The 18,334-nt window shown below is 47.8% G+C and carries 18 protein-coding genes; 12 read left to right on the top strand and 6 right to left on the bottom strand.

Annotated features, from left to right (window positions below):
• Positions 1-12: 12 nt before the first annotated feature.
• A complete protein-coding gene (locus tag MIC7113_RS19250; protein ID WP_015183840.1) occupies positions 13-561 on the top strand; it encodes an NUDIX domain-containing protein in 549 nt (182 codons plus the stop codon).
• Positions 562-812: 251 nt separating this feature from the next.
• Positions 813-1,163 (top strand): hypothetical protein, encoded by a 351-nt coding sequence (locus tag MIC7113_RS19245; RefSeq protein ID WP_015183839.1) that lies wholly within the window; start codon positions 813-815, stop codon positions 1,161-1,163.
• Between the two features lie 184 nt (positions 1,164-1,347).
• Here MIC7113_RS19245 and MIC7113_RS19240 read toward each other — a convergent pair whose 3' ends face one another.
• Positions 1,348-2,226 carry an EI24 domain-containing protein gene (locus MIC7113_RS19240; RefSeq protein WP_015183838.1) on the bottom strand — a complete coding sequence of 293 codons (879 nt, stop codon included), beginning with the start codon at positions 2,224-2,226 and terminating at the stop codon, positions 1,348-1,350.
• Positions 2,227-2,484: 258 nt separating this feature from the next.
• Between MIC7113_RS19240 and MIC7113_RS19235 the strand changes: the two genes are divergently transcribed.
• The gene (locus MIC7113_RS19235; protein WP_015183837.1) at positions 2,485-2,727 is read left to right on the top strand and encodes a response regulator; all 243 of its coding nucleotides are present in this window, start codon (positions 2,485-2,487) and stop codon (positions 2,725-2,727) included.
• Positions 2,728-2,768: 41 nt separating this feature from the next.
• Here MIC7113_RS19235 and MIC7113_RS19230 read toward each other — a convergent pair whose 3' ends face one another.
• Positions 2,769-4,076: an NF041680 family putative transposase gene (locus MIC7113_RS19230; protein ID WP_015180559.1), complete on the bottom strand. Its 1,308-nt coding sequence runs from the start codon at positions 4,074-4,076 to the stop codon at positions 2,769-2,771.
• A 229-nt stretch (positions 4,077-4,305) separates the two neighbouring features.
• Between MIC7113_RS19230 and MIC7113_RS33585 the strand changes: the two genes are divergently transcribed.
• A complete protein-coding gene (locus MIC7113_RS33585; RefSeq protein ID WP_172642247.1) occupies positions 4,306-4,878 on the top strand; it encodes a response regulator in 573 nt (190 codons plus the stop codon).
• Positions 4,879-4,916: 38 nt separating this feature from the next.
• Here MIC7113_RS33585 and MIC7113_RS19220 read toward each other — a convergent pair whose 3' ends face one another.
• Positions 4,917-5,603, bottom strand: coding sequence for a Uma2 family endonuclease (locus tag MIC7113_RS19220; RefSeq protein ID WP_015183835.1), 687 nt, complete (start codon positions 5,601-5,603; stop codon positions 4,917-4,919).
• Here MIC7113_RS19220 and MIC7113_RS38695 point away from each other — a divergent pair.
• Positions 5,580-5,708 carry a hypothetical protein gene (locus MIC7113_RS38695; protein ID WP_256374759.1) on the top strand — a complete coding sequence of 43 codons (129 nt, stop codon included), beginning with the start codon at positions 5,580-5,582 and terminating at the stop codon, positions 5,706-5,708. The genes MIC7113_RS19220 and MIC7113_RS38695 overlap by 24 nt on opposite strands.
• Positions 5,709-6,010: 302 nt before the next feature.
• Here MIC7113_RS38695 and MIC7113_RS19215 read toward each other — a convergent pair whose 3' ends face one another.
• Entirely contained in the window at positions 6,011-6,229 is a 219-nt protein-coding gene (locus tag MIC7113_RS19215; RefSeq protein WP_015183834.1) for a hypothetical protein, read from the bottom strand.
• A 406-nt stretch (positions 6,230-6,635) separates the two neighbouring features.
• On the bottom strand, positions 6,636-8,720 hold the full coding sequence (locus MIC7113_RS19210; protein ID WP_015183833.1) for an acylase: 2,085 nt from the start codon (positions 8,718-8,720) through the stop codon (positions 6,636-6,638).
• A gap of 251 nt (positions 8,721-8,971) precedes the next feature.
• Here MIC7113_RS19210 and MIC7113_RS19205 point away from each other — a divergent pair, with 251 nt between their 5' ends.
• From MIC7113_RS19205 to MIC7113_RS19175, 7 genes are all read left to right on the top strand, one after another.
• The gene (locus MIC7113_RS19205; protein WP_015183832.1) at positions 8,972-9,178 is read left to right on the top strand and encodes a hypothetical protein; all 207 of its coding nucleotides are present in this window, start codon (positions 8,972-8,974) and stop codon (positions 9,176-9,178) included.
• 472 nt (positions 9,179-9,650) lie between these two features.
• Positions 9,651-10,520 (top strand): STAS domain-containing protein, encoded by an 870-nt coding sequence (locus MIC7113_RS19200; protein ID WP_015183831.1) that lies wholly within the window; start codon positions 9,651-9,653, stop codon positions 10,518-10,520.
• 16 nt (positions 10,521-10,536) lie between these two features.
• A complete protein-coding gene (locus MIC7113_RS19195) occupies positions 10,537-10,932 on the top strand; it encodes an STAS domain-containing protein (protein WP_015183830.1) in 396 nt (131 codons plus the stop codon).
• Positions 10,933-10,936: 4 nt separating this feature from the next.
• On the top strand, positions 10,937-11,317 hold the full coding sequence (locus MIC7113_RS19190) for an anti-sigma regulatory factor (RefSeq protein ID WP_172642246.1): 381 nt from the start codon (positions 10,937-10,939) through the stop codon (positions 11,315-11,317).
• A gap of 8 nt (positions 11,318-11,325) precedes the next feature.
• The gene (locus MIC7113_RS19185) at positions 11,326-12,333 is read left to right on the top strand and encodes an ATP-binding SpoIIE family protein phosphatase (RefSeq protein WP_015183828.1); all 1,008 of its coding nucleotides are present in this window, start codon (positions 11,326-11,328) and stop codon (positions 12,331-12,333) included.
• Positions 12,334-12,396: 63 nt separating this feature from the next.
• Positions 12,397-14,559 (top strand): ATP-binding protein, encoded by a 2,163-nt coding sequence (locus MIC7113_RS19180; RefSeq protein WP_015183827.1) that lies wholly within the window; start codon positions 12,397-12,399, stop codon positions 14,557-14,559.
• Positions 14,552-16,891, top strand: a complete 2,340-nt coding sequence (locus tag MIC7113_RS19175; protein ID WP_015183826.1) for a response regulator — start codon at positions 14,552-14,554, stop codon at positions 16,889-16,891. Before MIC7113_RS19180 ends, MIC7113_RS19175 begins: the two co-directional genes overlap by 8 nt.
• A 127-nt stretch (positions 16,892-17,018) precedes the next feature.
• Here MIC7113_RS19175 and MIC7113_RS19170 read toward each other — a convergent pair whose 3' ends face one another.
• Positions 17,019-18,233 carry a DUF790 family protein gene (locus tag MIC7113_RS19170; RefSeq protein ID WP_015183825.1) on the bottom strand — a complete coding sequence of 405 codons (1,215 nt, stop codon included), beginning with the start codon at positions 18,231-18,233 and terminating at the stop codon, positions 17,019-17,021.
• Positions 18,234-18,334: the final 101 nt, after the last annotated feature.

Here is an 18,334-nt window from a genome sequence, read left to right as displayed (position 1 = left end):
CTGAAAAACATTATGGATGAAACTCGCCAACAGCACTGGAAAACCTTAGACCGATTTTTGGAAATCCGTTCCCCTTGGTTCACGTTATTGGGTGAACATTTAGAAGACGATCGCCAGCAAGTGATCGATTATTGGCGAGTGGAAAAAACAGATTCGGTGGTTCTGTTGACCCTTCATGACGGTCAGCTACTGTTTCCCATGTTGAATTATCGCCCTGGATTGGGAGAAGCAACGCTCGATTTTCCGGGTGGGCGTGTCAGTGAGGGGCAAACACCCGAAACGGCAGTGCCGAAAATTTTAGAGAAGGAATTGGGCTTAAGGGAGGATGCGATCGCACACCTTACTCTCCTTAACCCTAAGGGTTGGGCGATTAATAGTTCGTTCTCCAACCAAAAACTCTACGGTTTTGTCGTAGAAATCGATCCGACAATCTCGGTAAACTCTGACCTTGTGGCAGCTACCTATCCCACGACATCGGAAGGCATTCGCAGCTTACTTCAAGATTTAACTTGCCTTCAGTGTCGAGCTGTACTTTTCGAGTGGCAAAATCAATTGAGTTAATACCAATTCTCTAAAATAGACCTATCTTGAAAGTCGGGAGTCAGGTGTCAGGAGTCAGAAGTTAGGAGGAAAGTCTTTCATCCCATGTTTGTGAGCGCAGCTCTTGGAGTCTCTTGCTCTCATTCGATTTTCGCCCCCCAGGTCTAATAAGTATCGTCTTTAATATCACCCAGATAGGTGACCTTGCAGGATGAAGACCGCTCTATGATTACTCCTCTATAGTGGAGCTGATTCACTTGGGAGGTGACGCTGTGTTTGAGCAACGGTTTCTACGCTTGGATGGGTTCACCAAAGCAGAACGGATTCAGATGACTGCTTGTGTGAGTGAGGCGATTAGCCAAGCAGGAGCCTGGATTACTGACTTCCACCTATACTCGAACGTCCTCATCTGCATCAACTTTGAGGTGCCCAGCGCCAACTTGGACAGGCTCGCTGCATCTGTGCAAGAAACAGGTTTGCATTTGAGCCAACAGAGCCTGGAGCAACTCATCCCTGCTAACAACTCGACGCCCAAACACAAGGAGTTAGTAGGGACATTGCAAATTACATTTGTACACAATGAACCTGACTTGCTCCGAGAGATACCTGCTGTTCCGGGATAAAATCTGGGGTTTGAACTTCATCGTTAGGTAAAAATATGTCTTTAATAGGGCATGTGTATTGGAGCGGTTTTAAGCTCCTATATATTGTTGAGGGTATAGTATGAGCCGATCTACTATCAGATACGCGATTGTCCGAGTTTGATTCATCGCAGTTTGGCAGTGAGCAAGGTTTGGCAAGATTCGCTCAGCTTCGCTGCTGCCGTTTCTGTCGCGTTTGTGTCAAGAGAAGACCATCGGCACCCGGTGAAACGCGATTGGCTTCGCCACCCGGTAAAACCTGATCGCAAAAAAATAACGTTCCCGATGCCACACACAGCGGAATTGTCAGAAGATTCAACAGTGGCACACTCACCAGTGCCAAACAAACCCAACTAAAACTAGCACTCGCGGGTAAACTGCGGAATACAATTCTCAGCTTTTCCCGAAAGCGCAGGCGGCGGCGTTCGAGGGGTGCATCCATAAAGTCGAGGCAGACAATGGTTGTCGCCAGTGCAAAGCCACCCACTGTAGCGGCTAACGTCCCAATACCCGGTACTAAGTTCAACAGGAGTAATACAACCCCCACTCCCACGACTAGCACTAATTTCTTCAACTCAAATAAGATGGCTCGTCCAATATCTCGCACAATCCCTACTTCTACTATATGGAGCTGACCGGTGCGAAGTTCCTCCAACTGCTCAGAAAGTTGACCATACCACGGCGCACCCAGCAACACCCCAAATTGCACCAGTACAAAGCCAGTCAGTAGCAGTAAGCCGACTACCAGTAGCAAGCGCAGCAACCAGCCAACACCAATAATTAAATAATCCAAAATACCCAGCCATCTTGGCAGGTTCGTAATCAGGGAGTCTACCCAATGAGTCAGACTACCCATGAGATACGCCACGCTGTCCCAACCAAAGAAGAGTAATCCCGCATACAGGACAACACCGACGATACAATTGACCAGAATCGGTATAGCGACATACCCCCAGAGGCGGGGAGTGCGCCTGAAAACCGCTAGAACCCGAAACGGGTAAGTCGCCCCTGTCAGCAATCCAAATCCACTCAATACTTTCCACATAATTCCGTTGCTCTCGTCAGGTGTTGCAGTTGATAACGCTCCGACTCTAGCGCATGAATTGACCCCCTCGTCATAGATTCTGTGTATCCAGAGTCACGTCCTGATTTAACATTTAGCTCCCTCTTACAGGAGATGTTGGGGATAAAAAGAACCTTTAGGTTACAAGAGAGCGGTGAAAACAATCATTCTTTCTAGTGATTACTAGTCATTATCAAGTTTGCTGAATCCCCCATAATCATCTCCAATCCGAGGGTGCGAATGAATACTACCATTCTCTTAGTCGAAGATAATCCTGACGACCAATTTCTGATTCAACGCGCCCTCAATAAGCGTCTCCTGAATAAGGTTAACTTAGTCGCGGCTTGGTCAAAGCCTGTGGAAAAAACGGCAAATTATAATTCCTCTAGTTTGAATAAAATAGACCTTTCTTACCCTCCTAGTTCATCGGTTGGTGAAGGTACAGACTGGAGATTAGACTACGACAAACTAACTCAGCGATAACAAAAGCTGAGAAAGAAGAACAGCCAGAGAAAAAATAGAGATTAAGCAGCTTTTTTTGTCCGTTTTTTGTGTGGTGTTTTTCCTTTTTTCACTACTGGGTAACGAGTTTTTTTAGTACGTTTGTTCCCGGCTTGCCAACCCGGAGACTTTCCACGGGGTTTGGGAGAGACAGCCGGTGTGCCAATCTCCGGTAAAAGTAATGCGAACGACTCAGCCACCCGCCCAGGAGTTAAATTTGACAGGGGTTTTTGCCAAGGAAGGTGGTGTTGTGCCACCAAGTCTCTAGCTAACCATAATTCCCAAGTCAATATGGGCATTAAATCACTCCACCTTTCACATTGGCATGGAGTACTCAGTTGAGGAACTGTCCAATGTAATCGTTGTTTAAGAAAACGATACCAGTGGTCAACAGCAAAGCGACGTAAATATTGTCGCCAAATCTCAGGCAGGGGCAGCATTTCCTGACCTACCCACACCAACCATAACGGTTGAGACTTTGAGTGTGATTGCTCCGGCAGGATACGTTCGACTAAAATTAATTGCATAGCAATTGAAGCACTACCAGAAAAATGCAGGTCTTGCCACATCCGGACTCGAAGTTGCCCAAACCTTGAGTCCTCAACTTCAACCATTTCAGTAGCTTCCCACCAAGTTGATGAGTCGTTGAGCTTAAATTTTTGACCATGTTTTCTGGGTCGTCCCTTACCTGTATAGGCAGGAGGTGCTGAGTATAAACAACGATTAGAACGAATCCTCATCAAAAAGTCGGCTTCTATCTGGGCTGTTTGATTGAGCAAGGAAGCATTGCCATATTCACTATCGAGTAAAATCATCGGACGTAGTGGCAAATACTTACAAGCTTGTTTGATTTGCCAAGCAGCTTTGCTAATCGGATTCTCCCAACTGGTAATCCGCTCATGTCTCAAAGGTAATGCCCAACTGCCCTTATGTTCGGGTATCCAAGCTATGGTACTGTATCCTTGACCGATACTAATCGGTTTGTTGGAAGCGATCGCACTTGGCTGATGGCAGTAAGTACGGTCTTGCAATGTTGGTGAATGAACTCTTGCCCAAGCCGTATGATCTACGGCTAAAACGGGGCGCTCCTGCACTAGTATCTGTTTGATATACAGGCGCATTAACTTGTTGCGATTCGGTCTACAGTCTTGTAGAGCTTCATATATGCTCGGCCACTTCCGTCGAAAAAAGGGACTTAAAGAAAATTCAGCTAGGCTATAGACATTGCGAGTTGTGAGTACAGCATCAGTCAACTCAAAAGTAGCATCCTGCGCGAAGTTAATTAAGTCGTAAACTTGTTGGCGAAATTCTTGAAGTTGTTTATAGTTCATGCAGGGGAGAAATGATCGATTTTGGTTAATTATCATTTTCTCCCCTTTCCCATGACTTATACATGTCAGGTTGGATGCTCTTGATTAGGGTAGACACGGAAACACAGAACCGGAGAGACACACGCGAGAGTTTTTGTTCTGGGCAATCATCCCGGCTTGAGCTTAAGTCTGTATCATTTCATGTCAGTTTCATTGCGCTGAGTTTTATTCGCGATTGGCACTCGCGAACTTGACTAATTTTTTTGCCGTAATTACTGCTTCTCTACTCGGCACTCCTTGCCATCGTAGTCTAAACTCCAGTACAGAGTTAGATGTTTGCGTCAAATTGGTTGAGAACAAAGAGGAAGCGATAAATTACCTAAAAGGCAAAAAAACTGATGCTAATCGACAGCGGTATCCCTTACCTGATTTGATACTAATCAGTGTAACAATGCCTCATCTATCCGGTCTTTGCTTACTGTCATGGCTAAAGCGGCAGCCTGAACTGATACATATACCTATTGTGATGATTAGCGATGTGGACAAAAAAGACCAAGCCATGAACCTAGGTGCGATCGCCTACATTTTCAAAACCCTCTGTTTTACAGACTTAACCGAAGTTGTCAGGGCTTTTCTCCTGTCAGGAAACCATCGAACTAAGGAGCAATGCCAATCCTCAAATAAGCGTTCCGAGCAGTTGCAAGGCTTTGCAAGTCCTTCAACTATCAGCAAGGAAATGAGTACTCGTGGTGTGATGAAGGCTGCCTCTTGGCGAAAAAGAGGTCAGAAAATAGGTCACTCTAGTCTTCAAGTGCCATTGTGACTCGTGAAAGCTGAGGCTAATTCTTCACAATGGGCTAATTAGTAACTAGCTAATTTCTGGACAAATGCGGCATGTTCAGGAGATTGCACTCCCTCTTGTAAAACTGCCAATACGCCCTGCATATTCCCAGCTAATAACTCTACAACCGCTAACCACAACCCCGGAAAGACTCGACTCCGGACAATTCCATCAGTATCAGTTGGTAAATCGAGATACTCACCCTTATCTAGATAGAACCAGCTAATTTTTTGATCGAGCACTTGCCAGACAATATATTCCTTCACCCCATTCCGGCGATAAGCTTGTTTTTTAGCATGAAGATCGATTCCCACACTGCTAGCGGCAATTTCGACAACTAACTCTGGAGCACCTTCAATATAATCATCCTCACTCAATCGTGCTTGACCCCCTGCTTGTGGCATGATTAGGAGTACTGCATCCGGTTGAGGTTCGTTGTCGATATCAAGCCGCACCGTTGGTTCAACTCCCAACGCAACACCTGGTGTTGTAGCTTCGTAAGTTACCAACCATCCGATCATCCAGCCATGAGGTTGACCGTGACTCTTGAAACGTAGTGCAGCAGGCATGTAGACAATCCCCTCGATTAACTCAGCTTTGTTCAGATTGGGCATGGCGTTGTAACGGCGCTCAAATTCGTAACGGTTTAAGCGATCGCCATTTTCTAAAGGGGGAATTGTCCAATGCTGAGAGGGTGTTTTAACCATACAGCCGCCGTTGGGGTAAACCTATGCTCATCCTACCGAATTGGGGAAGCGATCGCTTTTGTTCCCATTTCTGCGATCGCCCCTTGGGTGCTGGATGACAGCTAATCACCCTTCTTCTGCGCTACCTGCTTTTTATGAAAAGGTGTACTTTTATCTAGCTCAACGTGTGACTAGCCATCATATCTTTTGGGGTCTTTCTTTTGTTTCTTACTCCCATCAGATTCCTTTTTAGGCTTTTTAGATTCTTTCTTGCTCTTTTGCTCTTTTGACATAACGATTCTCCAATAGAGACGACTTCTACTCCCCCACCGTTTAGGCAGATGGGGATTGTATCTACCCTCAGTATCAACCCATTATCCCGAAAGATAATGCTTTCACTGAAAACAAGCCACTCTCTAGGGGTAGAATCATGCAGCTTCCACTTCTACTTCATCTCCCTCATCTTCCTCATCATCATCAAAAATCAAGTTAAACGTCGCTGCATCCCATCCTCTACTGATTGACAGCTCGACTTCCTCCTGAAATGCGTCGGGATCGCCCAGCAATAAGGCTCCTAATTTTTCAGCAATCAGTTCATCACTGGGAGCATCGTTAGGAAGAAGATTGGGGTTAAAATTAATCGTCATGATTTGTCTCTCCTAATAGAATTAAATCACACCTAAATCCCTGATTTTCTGCGGCACAGGTTAATGATTTCGGCGGCTGTATTAATTCTTTCTGGTTCAAGGCAATAATCCCGCTAATTCTTCAGTGGTTGCTTACCCAAAATTTTCAGATGTAGGTAGATCCCTGCCAGGTTTTGAGGGAGGGAAAAAAGTGAATACACTCAGATCTGTCTTGAAAGGCAGCAGGCAGAAGGCAATTCGCGCAGCGTTCTCCGCTTCATACGACAGGATTTGAGTTTCAGTCCATTTCAATGAACTTGAGCTATAAGCCAAGAAATTAATTTCTTGGCGGGTGTGGAGGCAAACTTGAGAATGGTGCACGATGTGAGCCAACCAAGCCCACCGCCGCACCTCCTACGAGGACGGACTAAAAAACTTGGCGCGATTCTAAGTTCTCCTCTATTTCCTTGCGGGTACGCCAAACGGGTCGCATTTCATTACGGGCATACAAAGCCAGTTGATCGCCAACATGTGGTGAACTAGGCTGAGTCGAATTCCCGTAGGTGTTCAGAACTTTTGCCCGGATGGGATTAGCAAACTCAATGGCGGCAATATAAGTATCACCCGCAAAGGATTGGAAGCGTCCATCCGCTGAAGAAGGCATCACGTCGATCACCCGGAAAATGCCAAACATACCTGGGCCACCACTCGCCGGTAAATCCACCTTGCCATACCGTAGCCGAGCCACCTGACCCCATGGCACATCCAACGCTCCGTAGAGTAATTTTACCGTGGTGGCGGCGGTCTCCAGCACCTTTACTGCACCTTCAGGGTCAGCCAAACCGTTCGGTGTGGTGAGAGGAGAATTTTCATTCCAGGGATTGGCGTATCGGTTTTGAGCAGGCATGGTTCGTGCCCAAGCGGCGAAGAGTGCAGCACCCCGACTCTCTGCATCCGCGTTGCGATCCCAAGCTTGCAAGACATCAGCCGCCTGATTCGCTAATTCGCTACCCGACTGACGTGCCGCCCGAATTAAGTCATCCAGAACTCGATCCGCTAATTCCATGCGGGAGGAGAACTTATCCGCAATCATCTGCTCAAAGCTGATTTTTTCTTTCTCCATCAGCAGCTTGGCTGAACGCTGCGCCCGCCAATGCATGAAACGGGGTGCCATATCGGAGGGATAATCGTTGGCATTGAGTGCTGCGGGAAAGGTGACTGTCCAGGGGGGATCGTTGGCATTCTGTAACCAGCCGGAAGGAGGGTCGAGGACACGCGGTAAGTCTTGATAGGGGTGGGTTTTCGTCCACAGCGTCGCTGTGGTATCTGCGGGTACAACATCCTGCCAGTCGTTCCAATTTCCTTTTGGGTGTATGGGCACCTGACCGTTGAATACATATAAAATATGACCCTGATGGTCGGCATAGAGGATGTTGAACATCGGCAACTGCAAAGGCTTTAATGCCGCCTCAAATTCGCTCAACTGGTTTGCCCGTGCCATGCCCCACAATTGTTCCATCATATTCGGCTGGTCTAATCCAACTACGCGCACGGCAATGGCTTTACCATTTTGTTGGGCGACAATGGGGCCGTGAAGCGATCGCGTCACAACGAAGGGTTCTTCCCGTAGTGTACCGTTTGCTTGTTTGACTTTCAGGGTTTGGGTTTCGGTTTCAAACGGGCGAACCTTGCCATCCCAACGATAACCCTGATCGGCTAGTGTCAGTTCGTAAGCATCCCAGCCATCATGGGTGTTCACCGTCACCGTCCAACCCAGAGACTCATTAAACGCGATCGCCAGGATTGGCATTCCCACCAAAGTCACCCCGTAAGCATCCATTCCGGGGGCAGTAAGCTGCGCTTCATACCACAGATAAAAGTCTGACCAAGGTAAGTGGGGGTTAGCCAGTAGCATGGCGTTACCACTCGCTGATTTAGAAGGTGCGATCGCCCAAGCATTGGAACCAGCCACACTGGGACGAGAACGGAGTGCCTCCACACTTTGCGGGTTAATCATAAAGTTAAAATGAATCACCCGTTGCACATGAGCCAGCACATCCACCCCATCGACAGGTAACACCGACTTGAGTTCATTGTTAATTTGGTCGGGATGTTCTTGGGCATAAGCATTCATTCCCGCCGCAAACGCATCCAGGTCGCCGCGCATAGCTGGGTTCTGTTCCTGATACCATTCCTTGGCTCGTTCCGGAATGCCCATGGTTCTGACATATTTATCCGAATCCAGGTAACTTTCACCTAAATACTCAGCCGCCCGTCCTCTTGCTTGAGCGTACAAGCGCATAATCAAGTCACCATGACTGTGCATTTGCGCCCAGCCGAAGGCGTGAAAGAGTTCCCCATCGCTTTTTCCATAGATATGGGGGATACCCCAAGTATCCCAGAGAATTTCTGTGCGGTCTGAACCCGCTGCTGGATTACGAATACTCACAACTAAAACTAGAACTAGGCAAAACAGTAAGGAAAAAATCCATAATAAGCGTTGTCTAATCACTGTTTAACAACTTCAGTATCAAACTTATCGGTGTGACAGATTTCCAATTGTCCTGCGATCGCAATCACCACTAATCTGCCAAATTATCACTCTTGAATTGTAATTTACATCCTACTTTTGATTGTCAGCGGTCGCTGTTTTCAGTGACTTTCTTCACCAAATTATAGAGCTACCAATCACGAAACTCTATTTTGGGGCAGACTAATATATTTTTATCAGGACAAGCCATTCTGATCGATGGAGATAATTTTATGGCACTTTGGAAGCAACCCCGACAACAACCCTTCACCACCTATCGAGACCCTCAAACGGGTCGATGGCTGACGATCCACTCACCTGAACCCGTTGAGGAAACCCTGGCTGAAGCACCCCTTTATCGAGACCCCCAAACGGGTCAGTGGATAACGATTAAGCCTACCGCAACTCCTCAAGATCCTCTGATTATCAATGCCTTGTGATCGCTTTAACTGAAGATTAAGCTGATTAGTAACGGCGTACCTGCATCTGCCGTTAAAAACATGAAAATTAATGAATATCAATTTATCGCTAAATGCACTTCTAAATTGAAGCCGCATGGGCGTTTATTAAAGCGTTAAAAAAATTGTTTATTTTTCAATACATCCTAATGGTAGGCTTTAAAAGCCTCAAATGTTTAAAAGCCTCAAAAATTAGTACAAAAATTTTATCATAACGAAGTTAGTAAATTTTGTCTCACTTTGTCCCTATAATAAGTAAGTCAATCAGCCTTTAAGGGACTACCTCCAGTCATCGGCAACATTATCCTCTTGAGCAGCTTTAAGTGCACTCAAGAAATTACCAGACACTTCAGTGTTCAGCGCCACCATTCGAGCTAGTGAACCAAAAAGCCTAGTTAATGATTGACCTGTACAATGACTCCCTAAAATTCCGGCTAAGCGAAGGAGCCGTTAGATGAGCTTGAGCGGCAAAAGTAAAATTCCAGAGATTCTTAAAAATTATCAAGTCCAACTATTGGAGGATTGGCTGCAACAGCAAATAACCGATGGTACCCGCCAAGGTTTGCACAAAGAGACGGAGTTGCGAGAGGAGTGCAGAGAGTTCCTAGATCTGTTCAAAAATGCTGTACAGCAGGGTGACTTGAGTGATACTCACGCACCAGAGTGGAAGGGGGTGCGAGAAATGTTGGCGAGTGTTTCCCGGACTCGCTCCCAAAAAGGCTTTACGCCTACGGAAACAGCAACCTTTGTTTTCTCATTTAAGCAACCTCTGTTCACCCGTCTGCGAGCCGAACTCGCGCAGGATGCTGTTAGCCTGATTGAGGAAATTGTGCTAGCCAGTAACTTGCTCGACGAGCTGGGACTCTGGACGACTGAGATCTATCAAAAAACTCGCGAAGAAGTGATTATGCGCCAGCAAGAGGAGCTGATGGAGCTGTCAACGCCAGTGGTAAAACTATGGGACGGCATTTTAGCCCTACCGATTATTGGCACCTTGGATAGTGCCCGAACTCAAGTGGTGATGGAGTCTCTGTTACAGAAAATTGTTGAGACGGGTTCGGAAGTGGCGATTATTGACATTACAGGTGTGCCAACCGTCGATACTCTGACGGCTCAGCACTTACTGAAGACAGTCACCGCCGCTCGTCTGATGGGCGCGGATTGCATCCTCAGTGGGATTCGTCCTCAGATTGCCCAAACCATTGTATATCTGGGCGTCGATTTGGCTGATATGGTGACGAAAGCGTCGCTGGCAGATGCCTTTGCGCTAGCTCTCAAGCGAACTGGGGCGTCGATTAGTCGCACCAATCGCGGTATGGTATAGAGCCAGGAGATTTTGTATGGAACGTATCCCCATCCTGCAAATGGGTGAATTCCTGCTAGTGACGATCCAAGTCGATATGCATGACCGCCTAGCCATGACCTTGCAGGACGACCTAACGAACCGGATTGTCCAAATCAGTGCTCGTGGTGTGCTGATTGATATCTCCGCCTTGGAAATAGTGGATTCCTTTATCGGGCGGATACTAGGGAACATTGCCAAAATGTCGAGGGTACTGGATGCCGAAACCGTTGTGGTGGGAATGCAGCCAGCCGTTGCTATCACCTTGGTCGAGTTGGGACTGTCCCTCACTGGTATTCGCACCGCCTTAAATGTTGAAAAAGGAATGGCTCGCCTGCGTGCCTCGTTGGCAGCTTCTGCTAGAGAGAACGCGGATGGACATAGTGAGGTCTGAAACGATGAGCATCCAGTCCTCCGCCGACGTTGTCTTAGTCCGACAATCCGTGCGTCAGTGGGCTGTGGAACTACGTTTTAGTTTGGTAGACCAGACCAAGATTGTCACGGCAGCCAGTGAGTTGGCACGCAACACTCTGGATTATGGCGGTGGCGGTACAGTCAAGCTGGAAGCTCTACAGGAAGGAATCCGTCGAGGCTTGCGACTGACTTTTGAAGACAACGGGCCAGGGATTTCAGATATTGATTTGGCTCTAAAAGACGGCTTCACCACTGGCAACGGACTCGGTCTAGGGCTAAGCGGTACAAAACGACTGGTCAACGAATTCAATATTGTTTCCGAGGTCGGAAAAGGCACCTGCGTCACTATTACCAAGTGGAAATAACTTAAATCATGATAGAAGCTGTTGCCTTACCGATTGTAGAGTCTAGTCAGGCGGGTGAAGCGCGACGGATTGCACTAGCCCTGGCGAGTCGTTTGGGATTCAACGAGACGGAGCGAGGAAAAGTCGGGATTGTGGTGACCGAAGCCGCTAATAACCTGATTCGCCACGCAAAAGATGGCGAATTAGTGCTACAACCGTTGACCCGGAACGAGATTGAGGGAATTGAAATCTTAGCCTTAGACAAAGGGCCAGGAATCAGCAATATCAGCCAGTGTTTACAAGATGGCTTTTCTACCGCCGGAACTTCGGGAACGGGTTTGGGAGCCATGAGTCGTCTGTCAGCTTTTTTTGATATTTATTCAGTTCCCAAGCTGGGAAGTGCCTGTTTAGCTCAACTCTGGGCAAACTCCCCATCCGTACAACCCCTAGAGAATGATTTAGACAAGGGCGTAGTGTGCTTGCCCAAAATCGGTGAGGAGATTTCGGGAGATGCTTGGGCAACCGCCCAAAATTGCGGTCGCACCTTGCTGCTAGTCGCCGATGGTTTGGGTCACGGCCCACAAGCCGCCCAGGCATCCCGTGAAGCAGTGAGAATATTTCAAGCGCATTCGGGCAAAAGTCCCAAAGAAATTGTTGAGGCGGCACACGCGGCATTGCGGAGTACGCGCGGTGCGGCTTTAGCGATCGCAGAAGTTGATTTTGAACAGCTTACCGTGCGTTTTGCTGGGGTGGGAAACATTTCTGGCACGATTTTTGCGGCGGAAAAAAGCTATAGCATGGTTTCCTATAACGGTACGGTTGGTCATGAAGTCCGCAAGATTCAGGAGTTTGTCTATCAGTGGCCTAAAGGCGGACTTTTGGTCATGCACTCTGATGGATTGGGTACCCAGTGGCGCTTAGACCGTTATCCTGGCTTAGTTGCCAAACATCCCAGCCTGATCGCGGGAGTTTTGTACCGAGATTTCAACCGAGGTCGTGATGATGTAACCGTTTTGGTTGTTCGCGAGGGGAAATAGGGGGATGGGGAGATGGGGCAAATTCCCCATCTAAAATCCAAAATTTAAAATCCAAAACCTAAAATGGCAATCAGTGCAACGATTATTACCATAGAAATACGCTTTGAACAAGATGTCGTTATGACCCGTCAGCGGGCACGCCTGATTGCTGAACTATTGGGTTTTGACGCTCAAGATCAGACGCGCATTGCTACGGCTGTTTCGGAAATCGCTCGTAATGCTTTTCAATATGCCCAGGGAGGACGAGTTGAGTTTCGAGTAGAAGGTGAATCGCCTCAAAGCCTTCTAATCTGCATTTGTGACAAGGGAGCAGGCATTGCCAATCTGAACTCGATTCTAGAGGGACGGTACACATCGGCAACTGGGATGGGGTTAGGAATTATTGGCTCCAAACGACTCATGGAGTGGTTTGAGATTGAATCTTCGTCCAGTCACGGAACCACGGTGCAGATGGGAAAACCCTTACCGAAGCGTGCTCTGGTGGTGAATGGGCCTCGCTTGGCACAGATAGCGGATGAGTTGGTTCAGCGATCGCCGAGTAATCCGTTGGAAGAAATCCAGCAGCAAAACCAAGAACTTCTGCGTGCTTTAGCAGAACTGCAAAAGCGAGAGGAAGCGTTAACTCAGCTCAACCGTGAACTCGAAGATACCAATCGGGGTGTTGTGGCATTGTACGCCGAGTTAGATGAAAAAGCCGATTCCTTAAAGCGTGCCAACGAACTCAAAACCCGTTTCCTCTCAAACATGAGCCATGAGTTTCGTACACCGCTTAACTCCGTAATTTCTCTATCTCGGATGTTGTTAGACCGGATGGATGGTGAATTAACACCAGACCAAGAAAAGCAGGTAACGTTTATCCGCAAAGCGGCTGAAGGGCTTTCAGAGTTAGTGAATGACCTTTTAGACTTGGCAAAAGTGGAGGCGGGAAAAATTGTTGTGCAACCCGACAACTTTGAAGTGAGCGAACTCTTCGGAACCCTGAGGGGAATGCTGCGCCCTCTACTCGCCCACAACTCCTCCATTGCTTTGGTGTTTGAAGAACCCCGTGATATCCCAACGCTTTACACCGACGAGGGAAAAGTTGCCCAGATTCTCAGAAACTTTATTTCTAATGCTCTAAAATTCACACCCACAGGTGAGGTGCGAGTATCCGCTGTACGAGTTGGCAATACGATCACCTTCTCCGTCGCCGACACCGGCATTGGCATTGCAGCAGAAGATACGGAGCGCATCTTTGAAGAATTTGTCCAGGTGGATTCTCCCCTACAACGGCAGGTAAAAGGCACAGGGCTGGGACTACCACTGTCACGTAAACTCGCGGAGTTATTAGGAGGAAATGTCTGGGTAACCGGTACCATAGGAGTTGGCTCTACCTTTTTTGCTTCCATCCCACTGGTTTATTCGGGTTCTAATCAAGAGTCACCTTTGCCGCCCGTCTCCTGGAAGCTAGACCCCCAACGCTTACCCATACTGGTGGTTGAGGACAATGCTGAAACCCTTTTCACTTACGAGAAATATTTCCAGGGTTCCATTTATCAGCCTTTCCTCGCACGGACACTGGACGAAGCCGAACAGGCACTGACTTTGTTTACTCCCACCGCGATTATGTTAGATATTTTGCTGGAGGAGCAACACACCTGGGGATTCATTGCGGAATTGAAAGGGAATCAAGCTACCCAAGAAATTCCGATTCTTGTTGTCACGGTGATTGATAACGAAAAGCAAGTCAGGGCATTGGGCGCTAATGCATTCTTAGTTAAGCCTGTGGATAGATGGTCACTATTGAACCAAATCAATACGCTGATAAAGCGGAATACACCACAAAAGCTCTTGCTCATTGACGATGACCCAGCATCCCAATATGTGTTGAAGCAACTGTTAAGTGACACTGACCTGAATATTAGCGAGGCCTTCGATGGGCGCGAGGGTATTGATCTGGCTCAAATCGAAAAGCCTGACTGTATCATTCTCGATCTTTCCCTGCCAGAAATGAGCGGGGACAAGGTATTATCGTTGCTCAAAAGTGACAGTAAAACTAACGATATTCCGGTCATTATTAATACTTCACAGTCCCTGGAAACAGAAGAGCAAAAGAATCTGGCACAGAACACCGTGGCGATTCTTTCTAAAGAGACAGCCTCCCAAGAAATAGCGATCGCACGGGTGAGGGAAGCACTGGTAAAGGCGGGCATAGCACTGAAGGCTTGTGAGAGAGGGTATGTTTGAGCAGCAGCTAATCAAAATCTTGCATGTAGACGATAACGAAGCCAATCGCTATGCCGTCAACCGGATGCTAAAACGTGTAGGGTTTAACGTGATTGAGGCGGCTACGGGTGAAGCGGCCCTGGAATTAGTCGATCAAGCTAGACCCGACTTAATTATTCTGGATGTGAAGCTACCTGATCTCAATGGGTTTGAAGTCTGCCGCCGCCTCAAAGCTAACCCAGCTACAGCCTTTATTCCTGTACTCCATCTATCCGCCAGTTTTATTGAAAGTCGGGACAAGGCACAGGGATTAGACAGTGGTGCAGATGGCTACCTGGCACAGCCTGTAGAACCGATTGAATTAATTGCCACGGTTAGAGCTTTGCTTCGCATTCGGCAGGCAGAGGAGTCTGCACTCACCTTGGCGCAAGAGTGGCAAAGCACCTTTGATGCTATGAGCGATGGGGTTTGCCTTCTAAACGAGGAAGGAAGAGTGATGCGCTGTAATAGTGCGATGACGGAGCTTTTACACAAACCCTTTAGCGAGATCATTCGTTGCCTGCATCAAGAACTCATGCCATCGACCTTGGGTGTTGTTGAGGCAAGTCCCTTCACTCTTGTTCAGGAAACTCGCCAACGTGAGAGTCGGGAGGTTCAGTGCGGTAGCCACTGGTTTGCTGTCACGGTAGACCCCATTTTCAACCAGGGGGGAACGTTCATCGGTGCCGTTTATATTCTGGCTGACATTACAGACCGTAAACAAGCAGAGGAAGCACTGCGGGTGAGTGAAGAGCGGTTTCGCCTGCTGTTAGAGAATGTGACGGACTATGCAATTTTCTTCCTCGATACCCAAGCGCGTGTTATCCGTTGGAGCCTAGGGGCAGAACGCATTTTGGGTTATCAAGAACCAGAAATCTTAGGAAAACCAAGTTCAATCATCTTTACACCTGAAGACATTGAGCAGGGTGCAGACCAACAAGAACTGGAAATAGCAGTCACGGAAGGTCGAGCGGAGAATGAACGCTGGCATATCCGTAAAGACGGTAGTTGGTTCTGGGGGAGTGGCATCGTCACGCCCTTAAGAAATGAGCAGGGGCAGATACGAGGCTTTTCTAAAATCATGCGTGACTTTACTGAACGTAAGCGAGCTGAAGATGAACGCAACCAGCTACTGGCTCGTGAACAAGAGGCACGCGCTGCCGCCGAGGCCGCTAACCGCTTGAAAGATGAGTTTTTGGCAACCCTCTCCCACGAACTGCGATCGCCCCTGAATGCGATGCTGGGATGGACACGCTTACTCAATAGTCGGCAGTTTGACGCAGCGACGACGGCGCGGGCGCTACAGACAATTGAACGCAGTGCCAAGTCCCAGGCGCAACTCGTTGAGGATTTGCTGGATGTCTCCCGGATTATTCAAGGTAAGCTGCGCTTAAATACCCGTCCGGTTGAACTGGTTTCAGTGATCGAAGCGGCGATTGAGACAGTACGTCCGGCTGCCCAAGCCAAGGAGATTGGCCTCCAATGTGTGCTTGACCCAGCAACCGGACCCGTGGCAGGTGACTCTGACCGATTGCAGCAAGTCATCTGGAATTTGGTCTCGAATGCCATCAAGTTTACGCCCAAAGAAGGATGTGTTCAGGTGCAATTAGAACGGGTCAACTCTCATGTTGAGATTACTGTAAAGGATACCGGTAAAGGAATTGACCCGGAGTTTGTTCCCTATGTGTTTGAGCGCTTTCGCCAAGCCGATAGTTCTAGCACTAGGGTCTATAGTGGTTTAGGATTGGGACTAGCCATTGTCCGACACTTAGTTGAACTACATGGCGGAACAGTGCGTGCTCATAGTGAAGGTGAAGACAAGGGAGCAACCTTTACCGTTAAGCTGCCACGGATCTCCGTCGTTGAGCCTTCCTCCGGTGAACACTCCCCTCGCACCGTTGCTCTAGCCGCGCCATGCGACAACTCGCCAGCACTCAATGGGGTACGAGTCCTGATTGTCGATGATGAGATGGATTCGCGGGAGTTTCTCGTCGCCGCACTGGAACAGTGTGAAGCAAAAGTCTTTGCGTTTGCATCGGCCGGCGAGGCATTGGCAGCCATATCCCAGTTGAAGCCAGATGTCTTAGTGAGCGATATTGCGATGCCGCTTGAGGACGGCTACAGCTTAATTCGCAAAGTCCGGCAACTTTCAGCAGAACAGGGGGGACAGATTCCCGCGATCGCCCTAACCGCCTATGCTAGAGCTGAAGACCGAACCAGAGCGATCTCATCTGGCTTTCAGATGCACATTTCTAAACCTGTGGAACCCGCAGAACTAGCAACTGTGGTGGCGAGTCTGGCGAAGCATGGATAAATGATACTGGTGGATTTATCTCATCTCCATTAGCATCAGAATGATTCAAAAACCTCAGCGTCCCTCAGCGTCCCCCTCTGCGTTCTCTGCGTTAAAAAAATATAATTCCCCTGCAACAGATTCGATATCACTCTAAAACCTCCAGCACTGCTTTAGGCGAAAGCTTATCCTTAAACCAAATCACTTTAGCCGGGACATTTGCCACCTTCACCCCTGCTTTATCCAAATTCAGCCGCTCAGAAATAGCAATAATTAAATTCTCGCATTCCGCACGACGCACCTGGGCAAATTTCTTTTGTAAGTACTCCGGACGCCAAAATCCAATAATTTCTAATAAAAAAGTACGCCCATCAGGATGGACAAGGCGGAAATCAGGAATCATCACACTCCCAGGAATAGGAATGAGATCCACTTCTCGCTCTAGTATCCATTCTGTTTTTAAAGCCTCCCAACGGTTCGCAAAAGCGGCTTCTAACATACTGTCATAGGGCTTACCAGGGGGATAGTGGGTCTCTAAACCACAACGGTCATTCAGGCTGAAACGTCCAGTTTTAGGCACGCCACTGTAAGGATCGCGGCTTTGTAAGGTGGCTGAGAGACTCCATTTGGTAACGTGCAGTAAAGCGGGCAAAAGTTTGGCGATCGCTAAACCATAACGGGTACTCGGTTTAAATAAACTAGTGGGGCCATCAATCGTAATCGTAAAACCGTGATCAGCATCGCCTTCCACATAAGTCATCAACTGAAATAACTTCAAATAACGGAATAACAGCTTGTACTCACCAGGGACATTCCGATGAGCATTGAGCGCCATCTGACTTGCCCGATAGAAGATTCCCTGCACTTGCGATAAGTTGTAGCGGTGGATGAGTGCCTCTGGTGCGGGGTCTTCAAACTGAGTCAAAATCCGATTTTCCTGTAAATCTGCATAAAGACCAACACGAATTTGCTGGGGCAAGACTTCGTGGTTTAACTCTTTACTTAGGGTAATACTCAGGGTTTCTAGGGTTGCCTCGGATGCCTGATGACTAGGTACAGCTTGGGCGGAAAGGGTAAAAACACGCTGCCGCAGTTCTTTTGGTTCCAGGGGACTGACAACTTCAAAGGTGCAAAAACTGCTTTTGAGAATATGAGCTAGACCCCGTTTGACCCGATAATCAGGACTATCGCCTTCAAATTCCGACAACTGTCGATCCAAGTCACCTTGAGTGCTACCGACGGCGTTTTGGAAGCAGGCGATTAACTCTGTGGCGATCGCACAGATTTCGGAGTTGATCGGCAACCGTTTAGGAATAATGGTTTCCCCATTTTGTCGATTTATTAACAGCTCAGTCGGTAACATATCAGTCGCTTAATTTTTTTAGCGTTTTATAGATAGCGTATTAATTGATAAAAGCAATGTTACGGTGAAATTAGGTAGAGAAATTTCAACTCGATACGAGC

It is taken from the genome of Allocoleopsis franciscana PCC 7113, from assembly GCF_000317515.1.
Lineage (GTDB): Bacteria > Cyanobacteriota > Cyanobacteriia > Cyanobacteriales > Coleofasciculaceae > Allocoleopsis > Allocoleopsis franciscana.
Note: the sequence above shows the minus strand (reverse complement) of the source record. Positions and strands in the feature narration are given on the sequence as shown.